At 64.4% G+C, this 20478-nt stretch carries 17 protein-coding genes; 11 read left to right on the top strand and 6 right to left on the bottom strand.

The annotated features are described in order from the left end of the window. Window positions 1-90: 90 nt before the first annotated feature. The 3 genes from R5R73_RS15305 to R5R73_RS15295 all read left to right on the top strand — a co-directional run bounded on the left by R5R73_RS15305 (window position 91) and on the right by R5R73_RS15295 (window position 3732). Entirely contained in the window at window positions 91-1803 is a 1713-nt protein-coding gene (locus R5R73_RS15305; protein ID WP_071230627.1) for a thiamine pyrophosphate-dependent enzyme, read from the top strand. 93 nt (window positions 1804-1896) lie between these two features. Beyond that, the gene (locus tag R5R73_RS15300) at window positions 1897-2832 is read left to right on the top strand and encodes a DNA/RNA non-specific endonuclease (RefSeq protein WP_210766246.1); all 936 of its coding nucleotides are present in this window, start codon (window positions 1897-1899) and stop codon (window positions 2830-2832) included. Between the two features lie 84 nt (window positions 2833-2916). Beyond that, window positions 2917-3732, top strand: coding sequence for an MBL fold metallo-hydrolase (locus R5R73_RS15295; protein WP_071230629.1), 816 nt, complete (start codon window positions 2917-2919; stop codon window positions 3730-3732). Here the strand turns inward: R5R73_RS15295 and R5R73_RS15290 are convergent, their stop codons facing one another. Then, a complete protein-coding gene (locus R5R73_RS15290; protein WP_071230630.1) occupies window positions 3733-4920 on the bottom strand; it encodes an HlyD family secretion protein in 1188 nt (395 codons plus the stop codon). It abuts the gene before it with no gap. Window positions 4921-4957: 37 nt separating this feature from the next. Next, window positions 4958-6511: a DHA2 family efflux MFS transporter permease subunit gene (locus R5R73_RS15285; protein ID WP_071230631.1), complete on the bottom strand. Its 1554-nt coding sequence runs from the start codon at window positions 6509-6511 to the stop codon at window positions 4958-4960. Between the two features lie 434 nt (window positions 6512-6945). On the opposite strand from R5R73_RS15285, the gene R5R73_RS15280 reads away from it, so the two are divergent. Then, on the top strand, window positions 6946-7794 hold the full coding sequence (locus tag R5R73_RS15280; protein ID WP_071230632.1) for an oxidoreductase: 849 nt from the start codon (window positions 6946-6948) through the stop codon (window positions 7792-7794). 92 nt (window positions 7795-7886) lie between these two features. Here R5R73_RS15280 and fucP read toward each other — a convergent pair whose 3' ends face one another. After that, window positions 7887-9185: an L-fucose:H+ symporter permease gene (fucP, locus tag R5R73_RS15275; RefSeq protein WP_322527960.1), complete on the bottom strand. Its 1299-nt coding sequence runs from the start codon at window positions 9183-9185 to the stop codon at window positions 7887-7889. Between the two features lie 521 nt (window positions 9186-9706). Here fucP and R5R73_RS15270 point away from each other — a divergent pair. The 3 genes from R5R73_RS15270 (at window position 9707) to R5R73_RS15260 (ending at window position 12569) form a co-directional block, all read left to right on the top strand. Next, window positions 9707-10951: a CynX/NimT family MFS transporter gene (locus tag R5R73_RS15270; protein WP_322527959.1), complete on the top strand. Its 1245-nt coding sequence runs from the start codon at window positions 9707-9709 to the stop codon at window positions 10949-10951. A 51-nt stretch (window positions 10952-11002) separates the two neighbouring features. Further along, on the top strand, window positions 11003-11515 hold the full coding sequence (locus tag R5R73_RS15265) for a cupin domain-containing protein (protein WP_322527958.1): 513 nt from the start codon (window positions 11003-11005) through the stop codon (window positions 11513-11515). 169 nt (window positions 11516-11684) lie between these two features. After that, entirely contained in the window at window positions 11685-12569 is an 885-nt protein-coding gene (locus tag R5R73_RS15260) for an NAD(P)-dependent oxidoreductase (RefSeq protein WP_322527957.1), read from the top strand. A gap of 96 nt (window positions 12570-12665) precedes the next feature. Here the strand turns inward: R5R73_RS15260 and argC are convergent, their stop codons facing one another. Both argC and R5R73_RS15250 read right to left on the bottom strand, forming a co-directional pair. Next, window positions 12666-13643 (bottom strand): N-acetyl-gamma-glutamyl-phosphate reductase, encoded by a 978-nt coding sequence (argC, locus tag R5R73_RS15255; protein ID WP_322527956.1) that lies wholly within the window; start codon window positions 13641-13643, stop codon window positions 12666-12668. A 63-nt stretch (window positions 13644-13706) separates the two neighbouring features. Continuing rightward, window positions 13707-14927, bottom strand: a complete 1221-nt coding sequence (locus R5R73_RS15250; protein WP_322527955.1) for a pyridoxal phosphate-dependent aminotransferase — start codon at window positions 14925-14927, stop codon at window positions 13707-13709. A 280-nt stretch (window positions 14928-15207) separates the two neighbouring features. Here R5R73_RS15250 and R5R73_RS15245 point away from each other — a divergent pair, with 280 nt between their 5' ends. The 3 genes from R5R73_RS15245 to R5R73_RS15235 all read left to right on the top strand — a co-directional run bounded on the left by R5R73_RS15245 (window position 15208) and on the right by R5R73_RS15235 (window position 17665). Then, window positions 15208-16089, top strand: a complete 882-nt coding sequence (locus tag R5R73_RS15245) for a 3-keto-5-aminohexanoate cleavage protein (RefSeq protein ID WP_322527954.1) — start codon at window positions 15208-15210, stop codon at window positions 16087-16089. Window positions 16090-16187: 98 nt separating this feature from the next. Then, a complete protein-coding gene (locus R5R73_RS15240) occupies window positions 16188-17159 on the top strand; it encodes an L-carnitine dehydrogenase (RefSeq protein ID WP_322527953.1) in 972 nt (323 codons plus the stop codon). A 17-nt stretch (window positions 17160-17176) separates the two neighbouring features. Then, on the top strand, window positions 17177-17665 hold the full coding sequence (locus R5R73_RS15235; RefSeq protein ID WP_322527952.1) for a thioesterase family protein: 489 nt from the start codon (window positions 17177-17179) through the stop codon (window positions 17663-17665). A gap of 151 nt (window positions 17666-17816) precedes the next feature. On the opposite strand, the gene R5R73_RS15230 is transcribed toward R5R73_RS15235, so the two are convergent. Next, window positions 17817-18806 (bottom strand): GlxA family transcriptional regulator, encoded by a 990-nt coding sequence (locus R5R73_RS15230; protein WP_322527951.1) that lies wholly within the window; start codon window positions 18804-18806, stop codon window positions 17817-17819. Window positions 18807-19020: 214 nt separating this feature from the next. On the opposite strand from R5R73_RS15230, the gene R5R73_RS15225 reads away from it, so the two are divergent. Further along, window positions 19021-20385: a nodulation protein NfeD gene (locus R5R73_RS15225; protein WP_322527950.1), complete on the top strand. Its 1365-nt coding sequence runs from the start codon at window positions 19021-19023 to the stop codon at window positions 20383-20385. Window positions 20386-20478: the final 93 nt, after the last annotated feature.

Genomic DNA, 20478 nt, shown 5'->3' with positions numbered 1-20478 from the left:
TCGGGCCGCTATGGCATCGACTGCCGGAGACCATGCACGAACCGTGAGTATGGCGCTGCTGGCTTTCGTTGCCGCGAAAGGAGTCGCATCATGAGTCATCAGAATGTCGCTGAAATCATTGTCGAAACGCTTGCCGAGGCGGGCGCCAAGCGCTGCTATGGCGTGGTTGGCGACACCATCAATCATTTTACCGACGCGATCCGGCGCAGCGATCTCGAATGGGTGCATGTCCGCCACGAGGAGGTCGGCGGTTTCGCCGCCGGTGGCGAAGCCTACATGACCCGGGAGCTGGCGCTGTGCGCCGGTACCTGCGGTCCGGGAACGCTGCACTTCGTCAACGGGCTGTTCGAAGCCCATCGCAGCGGTTCGCCGGTAGTGTTGATCGCTTCTCAGGTCGGCACCGCCGATACCGGCATCGGCTTCCCGCAGGATGTCGACCCCAAGCCGATCTACGAGCAGTACAGCGTCTTCTGCGAGACGATCATCAACCCCGACCAGGCGCGTAGGATGACAGCGTTGGCAGCACAGGCGGCGTTGTCGAAGAACGGCGTGGCGGTGCTGATCGTGCATGGGGACCTGTTCACGCAGAAACCGAGCCAGGATCTGCCCTATCGGGTGCATCGTTTCGATCCGATCGCTCGTCCGAGCGCCGAGGAACTGGTGCCGGCCATCAAGGCGCTCAACGCCGGCGGCAAGATATCCATTTTCGCGGGCTCCGGCTGTCAGCACGCGCGCAATGAGGTGATGGCGCTGGCGGCCAAGCTGAAGGCGCCCGTGGCGTGGACCTCGAGGGCCAAGGATTTCATCGAGCCAGACAACCCGTTCGAGGTCGGCATGACCGGCGTCTTCGGGCTGGCCGGCGGTTACCATGCCGTTGCCGAGTGCGACACCTTGCTGCTGCTGGGCTGCAGCTTCGCCTGGACCCAGTTCTACCCGGAGAAAGCGACGATCATTCAGGTCGATATCGATCCGCAGCAGATCGGCAAGCGACATCCCGTCGACGTCGGCCTGCTCGGCAGCGTGCGCGATACCTGTGCTGCGCTCGCCCAGATCGTCGACGAGCATAGCGACACGAAATGGCTGGAGCGGTGCCGCAAGAGCTATCACAAGGCACTGGAGCGCGATGCGCACGAGTCCAGCGACGACGGGCTGATCCATCCGCAGGAACTGACGCTGGCGCTCGACGAAGCCGCCCACGACGATGCCATCTTCACCGCCGATGCCGGCAGCCCGATGGTTTGGATGCTTCGGCACATTCGTACCAACGGGAAGCGCCGCACGCTGTCGAGCCTCGTCCACGGCACCATGGCCAATGCCTATCCCCAGGCGATCGGCATACAGAAGGCGTTCCCCGGGCGTCAGGTCATCGCCATGTGCGGCGATGGCGGCATGACCATGCTGATGGGCGATCTGCTGACGCTGAAGCAGGAGAAGATTCCGCTCAAGATCGTCGTCTTCAATAACAGCTCGCTGGGCTTCGTCGAGCTGGAGCAGAAGGTCGACGGCCTGCTCGACAGCTACACCGATCTGGAGAATCCGGACTTCGGGCTGCTGGCTCACTCCATCGGTCTGTGGGGTCGGCGGGTCGAGCAGGAGCACGAACTCAAGCACGCCATTGCCGAATGGCTGGCCCATCCGGGGCCGGCGATTCTCGATGTCAAGGTCAATCGCATGGAGCTGGTGATGCCGCCCAAGGTCGAGCCGGGGCAGGTGACCTCCACCGCGCTCTACTCGGGCAAGGCGGTGCTCAACGGTCGCATGAGCGATGTGGTCGATCTGATGAAGAGCAATTTCTGGAAGTAGGTCATGTTCCCCGGGCCTGTCAGCGTGTGGTAACGATCCGCTGACAGGCTGACGGCAATGCCCGATGAATTGTGGTTGGCCAGGAGAACCCGAATGAGCCAAGTCAATGATCGTCCCCGGTTGCGCGACATGCGTCGGCTGGTCGATAAGCGACCTTTCACGCCGACGGCGGCATTTGACCACCCGCGAGCGCAGGCGACATCCCTCGAGGAATTGGCTAATCGTCAGGGCTACGACAAAAACTTTCTGAGCAAGATCGTCGTTCCCCTGCCAGCGCCCGTGGGCGATCTCTTCGAGGATGTAACGCCAGTGGCCGGTAGCGAGGAAGGCAGCCTCGATTACACCCACTTCTCCATCGTGATGTCTCGCTCGCGAAGGCTGGCGATTTTCACTGCGCTCAATCTCGACGGACGTGAGCTGGTCGACGTGCCGCGAGAGAATGACGACTGGCGGTTCGATCCGCGGCTGGCGGAAGATCGGCAAGTTGGCGAATCGCTTTATGCCCGCAATCCACTGGATCGCGGGCATCTGGTGCGCCGGACCTCGGCCAACTGGGGCAGCGACGCCGAGCAGGCCAATGCCGATACCTTCCACTTCACCAACTGCACGCCGCAGATGGCTGGCTTCAATCAGCAGACGTGGCTGGGACTGGAGGATTATCTGCTCGAGCACGCCAGAGCGGACCGTCAGCGCATCAGCGTCTTCACCGGGCCGGTGTTTAGAGAAGGCGACCGCCGATATCGCGGCGTCCAGATCCCCGAAGCCTACTGGAAAGTGGTGGCGTTCATGGGTGAGGACGAGCGGCCCTCGGCCACGGCCTACATGATCGAACAGGCCGATGACCTGGACCAGCTAGGCTTCATGTTCGGGCAGTACAAGACCTACCAGCGCAGCGTGGCACGTATCGAGACGCTGACGCAGCTCGATTTCGGCGAGCTGGCGAATTTCGACGGCTTTTCCAACGAAGAGCGAGAGACCGGCACGCGTATCGAAGCCGAGATCCGCGGACCTTCGGACATCCGAATCTGATTCGCGGAGGCGAGCGGCGGGTGCCGTTCACTTCCAGCCACGTTGAACAGGGACGAGGGAGCGTCTTTCATCAAGGAGGTCGAAATGCGTAATCACGGTTTTATCTGCGCCACCTGCGGTGTGCAATATCCTTCTAGCGAGTCACCGCCGGAGCACTGCGCGATCTGCGAGGACGAACGCCAGTACGTGCCCATCGAGGGGCAGCAGTGGACGACGCCGAGTGAGCTGGCGGCCGGTCACAGCAACCTGTTCCGTCATATGGCGCCGGGCTTGACCGCCATCGGCACGGTTCCCCATTTCGCCATCGGCCAGCGCGCCTTTTTGTTGCGCACGCCAGCCGGCAATGTGCTGTGGGACTGCCTGACGCTGCTCGACGAGGCCACCATCGAAATCATCGAAGGGCTCGGCGGGCTCGATGCCATCGTGCTGTCGCATCCACACTACTTCAGTACCATGGCAGAGTGGGGGCAGGCGTTCGACTGCCCCGTTTACGTTCACGCGGCGGATCGTGACTGGGTCACCGTGCCGGATGCGCGCATCGAGTTCTGGGAAGGGGAGTCACGCGAGATACTGCCCGGTATCGACGTATATCGACTGGGCGGTCATTTCCCCGGTGCCAGCGTGCTGCACTGGCCCGAGCACGAAATACTACTGACCGGCGATACGCTACTGATCACGCCGGACCGCATGGCATCGTTCATGTGGTCCTATCCCAACAACATTCCGCTGGACGCGGGAACGGTCGAGAGCATTGCACAGCGTCTCAGGCCGATAGCGTTCGACAGCGCTTACTCCGCTTTCTGGGGTCGCGAAATTCTGATCGATGCCAAGCATGTCATCGAGGAATCGGCGCAGCGCCACTGTCGGGCGCTGCGGGGCCAGCCCAACGTCTCGACGTGATCAGCTCGCCGAATCGGTATCGGGTCGAGAAGTCGGCCGGGATTCGCCGTCACCGCTGATATCGATGTCTACCTCGACCATCATGCCGGGGCCAATGAGATCGATGGGGCCATCGTCGAAACGGATGCGCACGGGAATTCGCTGGGTGATCTTGGTGAAGTTGCCTGAGGGGTTGGGGTCCGGTAACAGCGCGAACTGGCTGGTGGCGGCACGACCGATGACGGCGACATGACCGCTGAAGGTCTGATCGGGAAAGGCGTCGACGGTGATAGCGACGGGCTGGCCGACGCGTAGCGCGCCGATGTCGGTTTCCTTGACGTTGGCCTCCACCCACAGCTTCGAGGGGTCGTGCATCATCAGGATCGGCTGGCCGGCACTGACGTACTCGCCCTGATCGATCAGCGTCTTGTTGATCACGCCGTCGATCGGGCTGTCGATCTGCAGATCGGCGATGCGAAGCTGCTCCTGCTCCAGTTTCGCCTCGGCTTCGGCCAGCTCCTGGCGGGCAATCTGCACCTGCTGGCGCAGTACGTTCGGATTGGGCAGCGGCATCTGCGAGCCATTGATGAAGCCGACCTGAGCATTGTCGGCTAGTGCCTGGCTGACCTGAACCTCCTGCTGGGCCTGGGCATGTTCGGCGAGCGCTGCCTGGTAAGCGTAGTAGTCCTGATCACGGCGCTGTTCGGAAACGGAGTGCTTCTTATACAGCGTATCGGAACGCCGGAAGTCCCGCTCGGCCTGGGTCAGCCGTGCTTGAGAGGCCTTCTCGGCGGCCTTGCTGGCCTCGAGCTGGCGGTGCGTCAGGTTCATGCCACCTTTGAGCTGCTTCTCGGCCATCGACAGCCGCGCTCTCTCGTAATCCAGCCGCGCCTGTTGCGTGGCCACGTTGGCCGTCAACGCCTCAAGCTTGCGCTGATCCGGCTTGTCGTAGAGGGTCGCCACGGCATCACCGCGATGCAGCGTATCGCCCTCGGTCAACTCGAACGTCGTTACCCAGCCGCCCAACCGGCTGCTGACGGTCACCTGATCGGCCATCACGCGCGCATCCTGGGCGCTGACGTGCGACAGGCGATGGGCGATGGCCAGGCCGATCCAGATCAGACACAGCACCACGACGATGGCGAGTATCAACAGTTTGCCGCTGCGTGGCAGGCGGCGCTTGGCGGGTCGAGCTGAGTCAGCGGTCATGGCGCAAACGGGTCCTTCGATGATCGAGTGAACGGAATCAGGTGCGAGGCAGGCCCCGCCAACGGCTGAGCAACAGCGAGGGCACGACGACGAGAAACAGGCTACCGATCAGAATCCAGAAGCCATCCTGATAGGCGAGGATCGAGGCCCAGATCGACTCGATGCGACCCATCAGATAACCGGCCATCGCCTGCTGCTGGGTATCGGGCACTCCCAGGCGGCCGACCAGTTCGGATAACTGGCCCAACTGCTGCCGAGCGATGGCGTTGTCGGCATTGACGCCGGCGTTCAGGTATTGGCCGTGAAAGGCGGTCTGTCGATCCAGAAGAATGACCAGGCCTGCCGTGCCCAGAGCGCCGCCCAGTTGCAGAGCGAAGTTGATCGCACCCGAGCCATGGCCGGTGAGATGGCCGGGCAAGCCCGCGATGGCGTTGGACAACGTCGGCGGCGGGAACGCGGCCATGCCGACCGATAGCACGGCCATGGCCATGGCGAGATAGAAAAACGAGGTGTTCCAGTCCATCTGCGCCATCAACCACACCGAGAGCAGCGCACAGGCCAGCCCCGGCAGGGTGATCCAGTGCGGTGGATAGCGGTCGCTTAGCCAGCCGACCAGGGGTACCAGCACGGCGAGGACCAGCGTCGAGGGCAGGAATATCTTGCCTGCGGTAATGGGACTGTAGTGCAGCACCGCCTGCACGAACTGGGGCAGCAGGTACATGATGCCGTAGAAGGTACCGCCGAACAGGCCCATCGCCAGCGTGCCGACGACGAAGGTGCGGTGGCCGAAGATCGCGAGATCCAGAAGCGGATGAGAGATCCGGTTCTGCCAGGCGACGAAGCCGGCGCCGCAGAGCGTGGCCAGCAGAACCAGTTCCGACACGCGCGGGTCGTACCAGCCCCAGCGTTGACCGTTGGAGAGCGCCGCCAGCAGCGAGAAGACGGCGACGAACAGCAGCACGACACCGGCCCAGTCGAACGGCGGGCGCGGTCCTTTGTGTTCCCGCGATGGCAGGAAGAAGAAGCCCATCACAATGGCCGCCGCGCAGATCGGCAGGGTCACGAAGAAGACGTAGCGCCAGGTGAAATGCTCCACCAGCCAGCCGCCGATTACGGTGGCCAGCGTCAACGGCAAACCCAGACACATGCCGTACATGGCGGTCGCCATGCCGCGACCTTCGGGCGGATAGGCCGCGAACAGCGCCTGCATCGCCACCGGCCGGATCAGCCCGGTCATGCCGCCTTGAACGATCCTGGCAGCGACCAGCGCGGCCATGCCCTGACCCAATCCCCCCAGGATCGAGGCGGCGATGAAGGCCAGCAGCAACCCGATGAAAGTCGCTCGTTGGCCGACGGCGGCAACCAGCCATGGCGCCACCAGCAGCGATACGGTCGTCGACGCCAGAAATCCAGTGGAAAGCCACTGGACCTGGGAGTCGCTCATGCCGAACGCCCCCTTGATGTAAGGGATGGCCACGTTGACGATGGTGATCGACATGCCCAGAGCTACCAGGCCCAGCATGACGGTAAGCGTGACCCAGAGCTTGTAGCGCGGGCCGTAGCGCTCGAAGAACTGCTCGACCTGCGTCATGCGTCGTCATCCCGGCTATCGATGGTGGAGGCCGTCCGGCGGGTGAAAGGCAATGGTTGTCCTTGTTCGTTTCGTTGACGCGATACCGTCCAAGGCCACGCGGGTAGACGAGGCAGTGAGCATCCAACCTGGGCAGGAAAATCGATCCGGAAGCCCCTGACAGGGCGTGGAGTCCGGCGTCTAAGAAAGCAGGCGAATCGATAACGCGTCTATTTTTTGCTCGCTAATCGATTATCCCGATTCAGTTGTCTGACTTTCAAGGTGCTTGCGACTAAGGTCGCGGAACGTGCTGATGCTTCGACATCGGCGCGGATGGCAGCGCGCAGGCGCCAATCGCTGCGGTATCGTCTACGCTGGGAATTCACGTTCATCGACGACGCCGTTCTGTCAGTGGCGTTTTCATTCTTCGGCGTCGTGTCTAAAGGAGGTGTTTCATGTCCATGCCCAATTCTCCCGTGTGGCTTATCACCGGGTGTTCCACCGGCTTCGGCCGCGAATTGGCGAAACTGATTATCGAACAGGGCGGGAAAGTCATCGTGACGGCGCGTTCCCGGGAGCGCGTGGCCGATCTGGTCGAAGGCGTCGAAGATCGCGCACTTGCGCAGGCATTGGATGTCACCGACGACGCGCAGATTCGCAAGGCCGTCGATGCCGCCGAGGCCAAGTTCGGGCGGATTGATGTACTGGTCAACAATGCCGGCTACGGTTATCAGGCTTCCTGCGAGGAGGGCGAGGATTCGGCCATTCGCGATCAGTTCGAGGCCAACGTCTTTGGCCTGTTCGCGATGACGCGAGCGGTATTGCCCGGCATGCGCGAACGCCGCGCTGGTCACGTCATCAACATCAGTTCGGTGGCGGGCTTCATCGGCTTTCCGGGTTCGGGCTATTACGCCGCCAGCAAACATGCGGTGGAAGGATGGTCCGACTCGCTCAAGACAGAGGTCGAGCCGCTGGGTATTCGTGTCACCTGTGTCGAGCCGGGGCCGTTTCGCACCGACTGGGCCGGCCGCTCCCTGCAGCAGACGCCGAGCCGGATCGACGACTACGCCGATACGGTCAAGGCGCGTATGGAAGGTACCAGCGGCAATAGCGGCAAGCAGCCGGGTGATCCGGTGCGCGCCGCCCAGGCGATGATCGATCTGGTGGCGCATCCCCAGCCGCCACGCCACCTGGTGCTGGGCGCTTGGGGCGTCGACAAGGTGATCGAAAACCTTGAGGAGACACTGGCGGAAATTCGCGAGTGGCGCGCGGTAGGCGAAGCGACCGATTATCCGGAAAGCTGAGCGGGAAATACCGACGGCAGTAGCGTGTCGGTAGACTGAGTGACCAGAAACGCCCCTCCATGGAGGGGCGTTTCTGGTTTACTGCCGAAGCGTTACGAAGCGGTCTTGGCTTCAGCCTGGACCGAGGGGTGCGGGTTGATGACCCGGGAGCCGCGGAAGCCATAGAAGGCGATGAACAGGTAGCAGATCAGCGGCAGCACGAAGGCGTGATGGATGCCGACCGTGTCGGCGATCGCGCCCTGGGCGACAGGGAGAATGGCGCCGCCGACGATGGCCATGATCAGCAGGCTGGAGGCCTTGCTGGTCAGCGGGCCGAGCTTGGCGATCCCCAGCGTGAAGATGGTCGGGAACATGATCGAGTTGAACAACCCGATGGCGACGATGCTCCACATCGCGATGTGGCCGGAGGTCAGCATGGTGGTCAGCACCAGCAGCGCCGCGACGATGGCGAACAGGCCCAGCAGCAGGCTGGGGCGGAATCTCTGCATCAACGCCGAGCCGATGAAACGGCCGATCATGGCGCCGCCCCAGTAGTAGGCGACATAGCTGGCAGCGCTGCTTTCACTCATGTTGCCGATCTCCGGCAGCGACAGATAGTTGATCATGAAACTGCCTATGGAGACCTCGGCGCCGACATAGGCAAAGATGCCGATCACGCCGAACAGCACGTGCGGGTGGCGCAAGGCCTGGGCGGCGGTGACGTTCTCGGTCGGGCTGTCGTCGCTGGCCTGCTCCTTGAAGTTGGGCAGCTTCCACAGATAGACCACCACTGCGAGGATCGCGAGCACGGCAGCCAGCAGCAGGTAGGGCAGCTGCACACTCTGGGCCTGCTCGACCTTATAGGCCATCCGATCGGCGGCGGACATGTCGGCCAGCTCGCTGGCGCCCAGTACCGCCGCTCCCAGAATCAGCATGCCGCCAAAATAGGGCGCCAGCGTCGTGCCCAGCGAATTGAACGCCTGCGCCAGGTTGAGCCGGCTGGAAGCGGAGCCCTCCGGCCCCAGCAGGCTGACATAAGGGTTGGCTGCGACCTGCAGCATGGTGACGCCGCTGGCCAGCACGAACAGCGCGGTGAGAAACAGCGGGTAGGAGGGCGCCCGGGCGGCCGGGTAGAACATTACCGCCCCCACGGCCGCGACGAGAAGCCCGAGACTGATGGCATTCTTGTAGCCGACCTTGGCCAGTACCTTGCCCATCGGTAGCGACATGATGAAATAGGCGCCGAAGAAGGTGAACTGGATCAGCATGGTCTGGGTGTAGTTCAGCGAGAAGACCGCTTTCAGGTGAGGAATCAGAATGTCGTTGAGACAGGTAATGAAACCCCACATGAAAAAGATCGTCGTGACGACGACAAGCGCGCTGCGATAATTCGGCCGTTGCGTTTCGGGCATGATCGGAATCCTGTTGGTGGAGCGTCCAGAGAGGTGGCTGCGGACTCGAGGTTAATCGTGTCAGCACGCGTGCTGGAGCGGAATGATGCATTAAGGAAGCCAGCTTATAAAGTATGCGTTCATTATTAGAACGTTAATATGACGAACGCCAGTCGATGAATTATCAGCAATGACGAACGCCATTAACGGCATCGAGAGGTCGAGGTTTCGTATTGTTTTTTCTTCATTGGCGTAAGTTGGTCGAAATCTCGGATGGCTTGATTGCTTTGTCGTAAATTAACCACGACGTGTCGTTGCAATATGATCTTTTAGACGGACGCGTTTGCGCGACCTTTGTGCCGGACGTCGCTCATGAGAGACGCCCAGCCTGGCCATCGCAGGTCCATGCCACGGGAAGCGGCCTGAAAGACTGAACGGAGAGTGCGGTTCTGTTATTTTCTGGCGCTTGTCCATCGCGCCGGTTCATCGCGCGCATTTTCCCGCGCCAGGCTAGCCGTGGCGCTCGTTCATCAGGTGGCGTCATGGCCCAGCGCTCGCGTGTGCAATCTTCTTTTCGCTCATCGATTTTGTCTTCGAACCTGCCTTGGGGCGCCTTGACGCTGCTGTGGCTGGTCGGTCTCTACATGCGGCTGCCGATTCTGATCGCGCCCCCGCTGGCCGGAGAGATTGCCGAATCGCTGTCGCTGGGCAGTGCCGCCGTCGGCGCCCTGACGACGGTGCCGTACGTGGTACTGGCATTGAGCATGATGCTGGCGGTGCGATTCGCCCGGCGTATCGGCATGCTGCGCGCCCTGGCGTTGGCGCTGGCAGTCGTGGCGATCGGTTCCGGCGCACGCGGGATCACGCTTTCCGCGCCCTTGCTGTTCGGCGCCTCGGTGGTCATGGGGCTCGGGCTGGCGGTCATGCAGGTGACGATACCGGCGCTGCTGCGGGACTGGACACCGGCCCATCTGGCGCTAGGCAGTTCGGTCTATCTCAATGGCATGACCGTCGGCGAGCTGATCGGCGCGGGGGGCACGCGCCCCGTCGTGCTGGCGCTGGCCGGGGGGAGCTGGCAGGTGGCGATGCTGCTGTGGTCGCTGCCGGCACTGGTGATCGTCGCGCTGCTGGTGTGGCGCCTGCGACGGCGTCCGCAGCGCCCTGACGAAATCGCCAACCCCGAAGAAGCACCGCGTCGCTCGATCTCGTTGCGCACCGCTCGTGTCTGGCTGATGGGCGTGCCGCTGGCGGCCTCGGTGGGGCTTTTCATGGCAACCAACGCCTACATGAGCAGCATTCTCGATGCCCGCGGAGAGGCGGATCTGCTGGCGCTGGCGCTGCTGCTCTACAACGCGAGCCCGCTGGCGGCCTCGCTCTCCATGCTGTGGCGGGGGCGACGCTGGGTTTCCCGCCGCTGGCCGCTGGGGCTGTTCGCCACGCTCGGCGTTCTGGGTCTGGCCGCCTTCCTTGTGCTGGAGGGATGGCCGGCGCTGGTCGCGCTGGTGATTTCCGGCTTCGGCATCACCCTCGAACTCACGCTGATCATGGCGCTGCCCCCGTGCCTGGAACGAGGTGACGCCGTGGCTTCGCTGACCGCCGGCATGTCCTTCGTCGGCTACTGTCTGGCTTTCGTCATGCCGATGATCGGCGGCTGGCTGGCGGAGGCGTTCGCCAACGAGAACCTGGCGCTCTGGCCGATGCTGCTGTTTGCCGCGCTGAGCCTCTGCGCGATCCCGCGCATGCCGATGTCGGCAAAGGAGGCTGGCGATTCCGCGGCTATCACCTAGGTTTCCAGGGTGTCGAGCCGAAAACCTGGATCTGGAATCGAGGAGGAAACCATGACGACGCCCCAACCCGAGATGCTGATTCTGGAACCGGATGCGGCGAGCGGCTTCCCCAACTCGCCGCTGCCGGTGCTGCTCTATCGCCAGGTCCTCGATGCCTCCGAGGAGAACCCGGCGGCGCGGTTCGAAGCGCTGTTCGACCATCACCGGTGGCCGCCGCAGTGGCGCTACGGTCTCTACGATTTCGACCATTTCCACTCCACCGCCCACGAGGCGCTGGGCGTCTTTCGCGGCCGCGCGCATATCCGTCTCGGTGGCCCCAACGGTAGCGAGCACGATATCGCTGCCGGCGACGTGCTGGTACTGCCGGCGGGCGTCGGTCACGCCTGTCTCGACGCCAGCGAGGACTTCACCATGGTAGGCGCCTATCCGCCGGGGCAGTCGTGGGAAGTGGAGCGCGGCAAGCCCGGCGAGATCGAGGCCGCCTGCCGGCGCGTCGCTGCAGTGCCGCTGCCCGACGACGATCCGGTTGGCGGGACACTGCTGTCGTCCTGGAAGGCACGGTAATTGTCTTGGAAAGTAAGGTAATCGTCTTGGAGAACGGTAATCGATCCGGAGAGGCCGATCATCCGGGCTCGGCACGATGACGTCGCCCCTGGCCTCGAGCGAATCTGCCTTGAAGTGCGCGACGTTCGTCTATAGTTAGGAGCCTACACTTTTTCCAAGGGTCAACCCGATGTCCGATTCTCGTTCCGTCGCCGTGCTGGGCCTGGGGGCCATGGGGCACGCCTTCGCGGCCAATCTGCTGAAAGCCGATTTCGATGTCACCGTCTGGAACCGTTCTGCCGACAAGGCAGAGGATCTGGTCGAGGTAGGCGCGCGGCTGGCCGATTCGCCGGCCGATGCCGTCGCGCGAGCCCAGGCGGTGATCCTGATGCTGCCGGATCTCGCCGTGACGCGTGACGTGCTGCTGGGCGGCGGCGCGCTGGCCGCGATGCCGGCGAGCGCGACGTTGATCCAGATGGGCACCCTCGGCGTGGCCGAGACCGACCGCCTGATCGCCGAGACCGGCGATGCGCGTGACGACGTCGTCTTCATCGACGCGCCGGTTTCCGGTACCAAGGCACCAGCGGAGCAGGGCAAGATCGCCATCCTGGCCAGCGGCGATCGCGAGCGTGCCGCTGCCGTGGTCGAGCCGATCTTCGACGTGCTGGGCAAGCAGACCCACTGGCTGGGCCAGGCCGGCCAGGGGGCGCGGATGAAGATCGTCGTCAACGCCTGGCTGGTCTCGATGATGCAGGGAATCGCCGAGACCGCGCATCTCGCCGACACGCTCGGCTTCACCACCGACGATCTGTGGCAGGTGCTCGATGGCGGGCCGCTGGCCACGCCCTACATGAAGCTCAAGCTGGACATGATCGCCAGCGGCGACTTCGACCCGCAGATGGCGATGCAGTGGGGGCTGAAGGATGCCGGGTTGGCGTTGGAAGCGGGCGATGGCAAGGCACTGCCATCGCTGACGCAGATCCGCAATCTCTGGTCCGATGCAGTCAGCGCCGGATATGGCGAGGAGGATATCGCCTCGATCCACGCCTATCTGGAGAAGTATCGGCACCGATAAAGCGGTGCCATCACCTTCGGCGAGACGCGACGCCGAACCGGAGGGCCGGATGATGTTCGAATTCGGCCCGGCGATTTTCGTTTCAGACCTCGGACCTCAGACGCTCAAACCCGTCGTCTCGTCCACGCCCAGGTGAACGTTCATGTTCTGCACCGCGGAGCCGGCAGCACCCTTGCCGAGGTTGTCGAGCCGGGATACCAGGCAGACCCGCTCCTCGTTGCCGAACACGAACAGGTCGACGCGGTTGGTCTCGTTGGCGCCCCGGACGTCGAAGAAGCCGTTGTCCAGGTTGTCGATCTCCTCGAAAGGCCTGACCTGGACGAACGGCTCGTCGGCGTAATGGGCGCGATAGGCGTCGAGCAGATCTTCCGCCCGCACCCCGGCCGGCAGATGGGAAAGCTGCAGCGGTACGTTGACCATCAAGCCTTTCAGAAAGGGGCCGACGATCGGCGAGAAGACCGGCGGCCGGGCCAGACGGCCGTGCTGCTGCATTTCCGGCAGGTGCTTGTGGCCGAGCGCCATGGCGTAGGGGCGCGGCGCGTCGAGGCGGCCCTCGCTGCTGGATCTTTCCTCGATAGCGGCTTCGTAGTCCGCGATCATCTTCTTGCCGCCGCCGCTGTAGCCGGTAAGCGAGAAGGCGGAGAGCGGGTAGTCCGCCGGCAGCAGCCCGGCATCCACCAGCGGGCGCACCAGCAGGATGAACGCGCTGGCGTGGCAGCCGACATTGGCGATGCGCTTGCTGGCGCGAATCCGCTCCCGCTGGCCGTCGCTCAGTTCGGGCAGCCCGTAGACCCAGTCGGGATCGGTGCGGAACGCCGTGCTGGCATCGATCAGGCAGGTCTCCGGATTCTCGACCATCGCCGCCGCCTCGCGGGAGGCCGCGTCCGGCAGGCACAAGAAGGCGACATCGGCGGCGTTCAGCAGCCGTGCCCGTTCGGCCGGATCCTTGCGCTTGTCGCTGTCGATGCGCAGCAGCTCGATGTCGTCGCGAGCCTGGAGATAGTCGAACAGCCGCAGGCCGGTGGTGCCTTCCTGTCCGTCGACATAGACTTTGAACAAGTCCTTGAGTGCCATGAGCGTTTTTCCTGCCGTTGATCTTTGACGATGCCGCGATCGCGATATTGTGCGGATTCGGGCTCAGCTTGTCATGCCGTTGAGCGGTCTGGCCGCCAGTCGGGATTCTCCCTGGCACTCCTGGGCGCAGCGCTCGATTCGCCGGCAGGCCTCGCGCAGGCGCTCGGCGTCCACGGTCAGGCTCAGGCGCACGAAGCCCGCGGCGGAGGCGCCGAAGGCCTCGCCCGCGAGTACCGAAACGCCGTGCTCTTCGAGCAGCCGGTCGGCGAAGGCGTGCGTGCCGAGCCCGGTGGCGCGGATATCGATCATCATGAACATGCCCGCGGCGGGCGACAGCGTGGCGACGATCTCACTGTCGCGCAGCGTCTCGACCACGGCATCGCGGCGTTCCCGGTAGGTATCACGCATCGCGGCCAGCGCTGCCGGCGGTTCGTCCAGCGCGGCGATGGCGGCGTCCTGGATGAACGGCTGGCATCCGTAGAGCATGCACAGGGCGAGGTTGACCAGGTGCGACATCAGCTCGCGGGGGCCGACGACCCAGCCGAGCCGCCAGCCGGTCATGGCATGGGACTTGGACAGGCTGCTGATGACCACGGTGCGCTCGCGCATGCCCGGCAGGCTGTCGGGGCTTGCGTGTTCGCCGTCGAAGATCAGATCGGCATAGACCGCATCGACGATCAGCCACAGATCGTGTTCGCGACAGAGCGTGGCGATCGACTCCCACATCGCCGGCGTCAGGCACTGGCCGGTGGGATTGTGCGGGCTGTTGAGCAGGATCGCCTTCGTGCGCGGCGTGATCGACGCCTCGATGGCCGCCACCCGCGGCTGGAAACCGTCGTCGGCGGACAGCGGCACCCAGACCGGCACGGCGGCGGTGGCCTGCACCACGGCCTCGTAGGTGACGTACGCCGGCTCGGGGATGATGACTTCGTCACCCGGATCGAGCAGGCACTGGGCCGTGGCGTAGAGGCCGCACTGCGCCCCCGCGAGCACGGCGACGTGTTCCGCGTCGGTCTCGGCATGGCCACCGTGGCTGCGGTGGAAGGCAGCGATGCGCTCGCGCAGGGCGTGCTTCCCCTGCACGTCCGCGTAGTGGGTGGCGCCACTGCGCAGGCTGGTGACGGCGGCCTCGACGATGGAAGGCGGCGTGTCGAAATCGGGGTCGCCGACCGACAGGATGATGACATCCTCGCCGCGGGCCTGACGCGCCTTGGCGCGGAAATGGATGTTCCAGGCGCTGGCGCCTTCGCCAGCGATGCGCTGTGTCAATGCGGAATAGGGCATGGCGGTTCCATGTTGCGGGCAAGGATATCTTGGCAGCCTAACGGTTCGTCGGCTTGGCGAACAGAGCGTCCAGCCCATGCAGTGGCGGTAGCGTTATGCAACGAAAGTTTTACAGGATACGAATTGCCGGTTGTCGCTTCCGGTCAATGTCGCGGCGCCTCATGACAACAGGTGAGCCTATTCGATATCCACAATGAGAGCCATCCCAACGCACCTGCCGGTGCACTCATACACTGCCCCGTGCCGAGATCGGCTCGGGGCCGGACCGAGAGGCTCTTCCATGAATCGCGACGTCATCCTCACCTGCGCCGTTACCGGTGCCGGCGATACTGCCGGCAAGCATCCGGATCTTCCGATCACTCCGAAGCAGATCGCCGACAGTGCGCTGGACGCCGCCCGCGCCGGGGCCAGCATCGTTCATCTGCACGTTCGCGATCCGAAAACCGGCGGCGCTAGCCACTCCACCGATCATTTCCGTGAAGTCGTCGAGCGCATTCGCGAGTCCGATGTCGATGCGGTGATCAACATCACTGCCGGTGGCGGCGGCGATCTGTTCCCCGAGATCCGCGACGGCGTGATCTACGGCCTCGAAGGCACCGACCTGCAGACGCCGGCCGAGCGCCATGAGCCGGTCGGCCAACTGCTGCCGGAACTGTGCACGCTGGATTGCGGCAGCTTGAACTTCGGCGACATGGTCTACCTCAACAGCGCCGACTGGCTGCGCGAGCATGCGCGTCTGATCCAGCAGGCCGGGGTCAAGCCGGAACTCGAATGTTTCGATCTGGGCCACGTCTGGTTTGCGCGTCAGCTGGTCGACGAAGGGCTGATCGACGGCGATCCGCTGTTCCAACTCTGCCTGGGCATTCCCTGGGGCGCGGAAGCGGACACCGAAACCATGCTGGCGATGCGCAACAAGCTGCCGGAGAACGCGATCTGGTCGGCGTTCGGGATCGGCCGCCAGCAGTTTCCCATGGCGGCGCAGTCGATGATCATGGGTGGACACATGCGGGTCGGCCTGGAAGACAACCTCTATCTGAGCAAGGGCGTGTTTGCGACCAACGCGCAGCTGGTCGAGCGGGCCGCGACCATCGTCGAGAATCTCGGCGGCAAGGTGCAGACGCCGCATCAGACCCGTGAAAGCCTGAAGTTGCGCCAGCCCTGATTGCTTGCTGATTCTCCCCTGGGTTCGCGCCCACGGAACCGGCCGCCGCATCGTCCGGCGGCCGCTACCTTTTTCCCTACCCGATTTCGAGAGATGTGATGAACGCTACCACGCTTCCCAAGACCGTCGCCGTCATCGGCACCGGGGTGATCGGCAACGGCTGGATCGCCCGCGCCCTGGCCGCCGGCTGCCGTGTGACCGCTTTCGACCCCGACCCCGCTGCTGCCGAGCGCACTCGTGCCTTCGTCGAGCGTGCCTGGCCGTCACTCGAGCGACTCGGGCTTGCCGATGACGCCGACCCGCAGGCGCTGACCTTCGTCGACTCGCTGGAAGCCGCGGTGAAGGGCGCCGAGCTGATCCAGGAAAACGTGCCCGAGCGACTGGCGCTCAAGCACGACGTGCTGAGCCAGCTCGACGCACTGGCCGAGCCGGACGTGGTGATCGGCTCCTCGACCTCCGGCATCAAGCCCAGCGACCTGCAGTCCGCCTGCCAGAAGGCACCGGGCCGCGTGATCGTGGCGCATCCGTTCAACCCGGTCTATCTGCTGCCGCTGGTGGAGCTGGTCGGTGGCGAGCACACCGCGCCGGTGGTGATCGAGCGCGCTCAGGCGCAGTACGCCGCGCTGGGCATGCGTCCGCTGGTGGTGCGTCGCGAGATCGAAGGTCATGTCGCCGACCGGCTGATGGAAGCGCTGTGGCGCGAGGCGCTGCACCTGGTCAACGACGGCGTCGCCACCACCGAGGAGATCGATGCGGCTGTGGTCTACGGCTGTGGCCTGCGCTGGTCGCTGATGGGGACATTCCTCACCTTCCATCTGGCCGGTGGCGATGGCGGCATGCGCCACATGCTGCACCAGTTCGGGCCGGCGCTGAAACTGCCGTGGACCAAGCTGGAAGCGCCGGAACTGACCGACGAGCTGATCGACAAGGTGGCCGATGGCTGCGAGCATCAGGCGGCCGGACGCAGCGTCGCCGAACTCGAGACACGCCGCGATGCGTTTCTCACCGAGCTGCTCGAGCTGACTCAGAAATACTGGCCGGAAGCCGAAGGGCTCCAGGGCCGGATTTAATGAACGAGACGGATTTGATGAGCGAGGCACATCCGATGACCACGATCCCGGACGATCCGCTGTTCAAGACCCGGGTGCAGGACGCTTGGGTCGACTACAACGGCCACATGAACGACGCCGAATACGCCCGGGTCTTCTCGCTGGCGGTGGAGGCGCTGATGGATCGCGTCGGGCTCGACGAGGCCGGCCGTGCCGAGCACGGCTACACGATCTATACCCTCGAGACGCATCTCTGCTATCGCCAGGAAGCGCATCGTGGCGAAGCGCTGGCGGTGGCGCTGACGCTGCTGGATAGCGACGCCAAGCGTCTGCACGTGCTGTTCACGCTGACCAATGCCGACGGCGATACGCTGGCGACCAGCGAGCAGATGCTGATGGGGATCGACGTGGCGAGCGGTCGCCCGGCGCCGCTCCCCGAGCCGGTAGCCGCGCGCGTCGAGGCACTGCCGAAAATCGGAAGCGAATGGCCGAAGGCCGCCGGCCGCAGAATCGGGATCCGACGCTGATCGGTTCACCGGCTGTCTGAAACACCAACGACCCCGCTGAAAACAGCGGGGTCGTTGCGTTGTTGCGTTGCATTTTTGCGTTGCGTTGTTGCACTGCGAAAAGTCGCTGGTCGGTCTCCAGGGCTCCGGTGGCCGTCTTCCCAGGTGACGGTCAGGATGTGGGCGTCGTGGGCGTCGCGTCAGGGCGGCGCGTATCGCTCGGCGCCTGGGCGTAGCGCTGGCGGTAGGCGCGGGAGAAGCTCGAGGCCGAACTGAAGCCGCAGGCCAGGCCGATGCTCAGGATGTCGCGGTCGGTCTCCTCGAGAAGATGACGGGCGCGGTCCAGGCGCAGTTCGAGATAGTAATCCCGCGGACGCTTGCCGAGTTCCTCGAGGAACAGGCGCTGGAGCTGACGCAGCGACAGGCCGATGCGCTCGCTGAGCGCCGTCATCGACAGCGGCTGCTCGAGGTGCTGCTCCATCAGCGCGACGGCATCGACCAGCGGGCGGCGATGCGTGCCCAGGCGTTTCGCCAATGGCAGGCGTTGATGGTCCTGGCGCGGGCGCAGGCGGGCGTGGATCAGCTGTTCGGAGATAGCGTCGGCCAGGTCCTGGCCATGGCGACTGGCGATCATGCTCAACGTCATGTCCATGGCGGCGGCACCGCCGGCGCAGGTGAAGCGGCGGTTGTCGATCTCGAACAGCGATTCCACTGCGTCGAGTCCCGGGAAACGCTCGCGAAAGGCGGGCAGGCTTTCCCAGTGCAGCGTCAGGCGATGGCCGTCGAGCAAGCCGACCTCGGCAAGGATCAGCGGGCCGGTATCGATGCCGCCCAGCAGGCAGCCTTCGCTGGCCTGGCGATGCAGCCATTGCGACAGGCGACGCGACAGGTCGCGCTCCGGCTCGAAACCGGCACACACCGCCAGGGTCGGCAGGGAAGGGGCGTCGGCCAGGCCGCAATCGACGAGCAGGGTCATGTCGTTGCTGGCGGTGACCGGCTGGCCGTCTTCGCTGATCAGCAGCCACCGGTAGAGCTCGCGGCCGGCCAGCCGATTGGCGATTCGCAGCGGCTCCACCGCCGAGAAGAACGCCATCATCGAAAAGCGCGGGACCAGGAGAAAGCCCACGGGCTCGGGGAAGGGGCCTGCGTAGTCCAGGCGCATGATTCGTTACTCCGAAGCGGCGGAACAAAGCGGTGGGCTTTGGGGGTCCGTACGACTGCTGCGCTCATGATGACAAAAAAACCAAGGGAAAACACAAGGCGCGGGAGCCGAGCCGCCAATGCCGGCACTTGCTCTGGATACGCTCGGGCGTCGGCGAGCCGATCGGCACCATGATCCAGCGGCACGAACCCGGGAAACTGGCTACGCTGCGAACATGACCGATTCCACGAGCCACTCTCGCAGACTTTTGACGCACCGACAGCGCTGCGCCTGTTGGCTCGTCTGCCTTTTGTTGGGCGGCATCCTGGCAATGACGGCGCTGGCCCAGTCGCCGGCCGCGAATCGGGCGCTGGTGCTTACCCTCGACGACAGCATCAACCCGGCGACGCGGGATTACGTCGAACGCGGCATTCGCCGCGCCGAGTCGATGGACGCCGAACTTCTGGTCATCGAACTCGACACGCCCGGCGGCCAGGTCGAGTCGATGCGCCGGTTGGCGCAGACGATCCTCGCCGCCAGGGTGCCGGTCGCGACCTACGTCACTCCGAGCGGGGCACGGGCAGCCAGCGCCGGCACCTATCTGCTCTATGCCAGCCCCATCGCGGCGATGACGCCGGGCACCCATCTCGGTTCGGCCACGCCGGTGACTCTGGGCGGAGAGACGCTCGAGGACGCCAACAGCCAGGCGATGCGCCAGAAGATGATCGAGGATGCCGTGGCCACGATTCGTGGCTACGCCGAGCGTCACGGCCGCAACGCCGACTGGGCCGAGCAGGCGGTACGCGAGGCGGCCAATCTCGGCGCGAAGGAGGCCCTCGAGCGCAACGTCATCGACGTGGTGGCCGTGGATCTCGATGATCTGATGGCGCAGCTGGATGGCAGGCAGGTCGAGCTGGAAGACGGGATGCGAACGCTCTCGACCGCGGAGATCGAACTCGTTCGCGAAGCGCCGGACTGGCGCACGTCGCTGCTTTCATTGATCGCCAACCCCACCGTGGCCTACGGCCTGCTGTTGATCGGCTTCTACGGGCTGGTGTTCGAACTCGCCAGCCCCGGCACGCTGGTGCCGGGCGTCATTGGCGGCATCAGCCTGATGCTGGGGCTGTTTGCCTTCCAGGTGCTGTCGATCGACCTGGCCGGCCTGGGACTAGTGCTGCTGGGATTGGCCATGATCATCGGCGAGGCCTTCCTGCCCAGCTTCGGCGCGCTCGGTGCCGGCGGTATCGCTGCGTTCGTGATCGGTTCCATCCTGTTGATGGACGAGGCCAACAGTGCCGTGGCGTGGCCGCTGATCGGTGGCACGGCACTGGTGGCGGCCGGTTTTTTGCTGTGGGGGGTAATGCGTCTGATGAAGGTTAGGCGACGCATGCCCTTGACCGGGCGCGAGGAGTTGATCGGTGCCGAGGCCGTGGCGCTGGGGGATTTTTCCGCCGAACGCGGTAAGGTGCTGCTGCACGGAGAGCGCTGGCAGGCGCGTGGCAAGGGGCCTATCCGGAAAGGCGACAGGCTGCGCGTCATGGCGCTGGACGGCTTGACCGTCAGCGTGGAACCCACGAGCGTCGAGCGTCCGTCGACGTAAGCCCGATTCTGAAGCCGGTCACGTAGTTGACCACATGGTCGACCGCGTGGTCGAACCGAAGAGACGACGGCCGGCTTTCCCCATGGAGGAGAC

Origin of the sequence: Salinicola sp. LHM, from assembly GCF_034479735.1 — a bacterium.
In the GTDB taxonomy this organism is placed as follows: Bacteria; Pseudomonadota; Gammaproteobacteria; order Pseudomonadales; family Halomonadaceae; genus Salinicola; species Salinicola salarius.
Note: the sequence above shows the minus strand (reverse complement) of the source record. Positions and strands in the feature narration are given on the sequence as shown.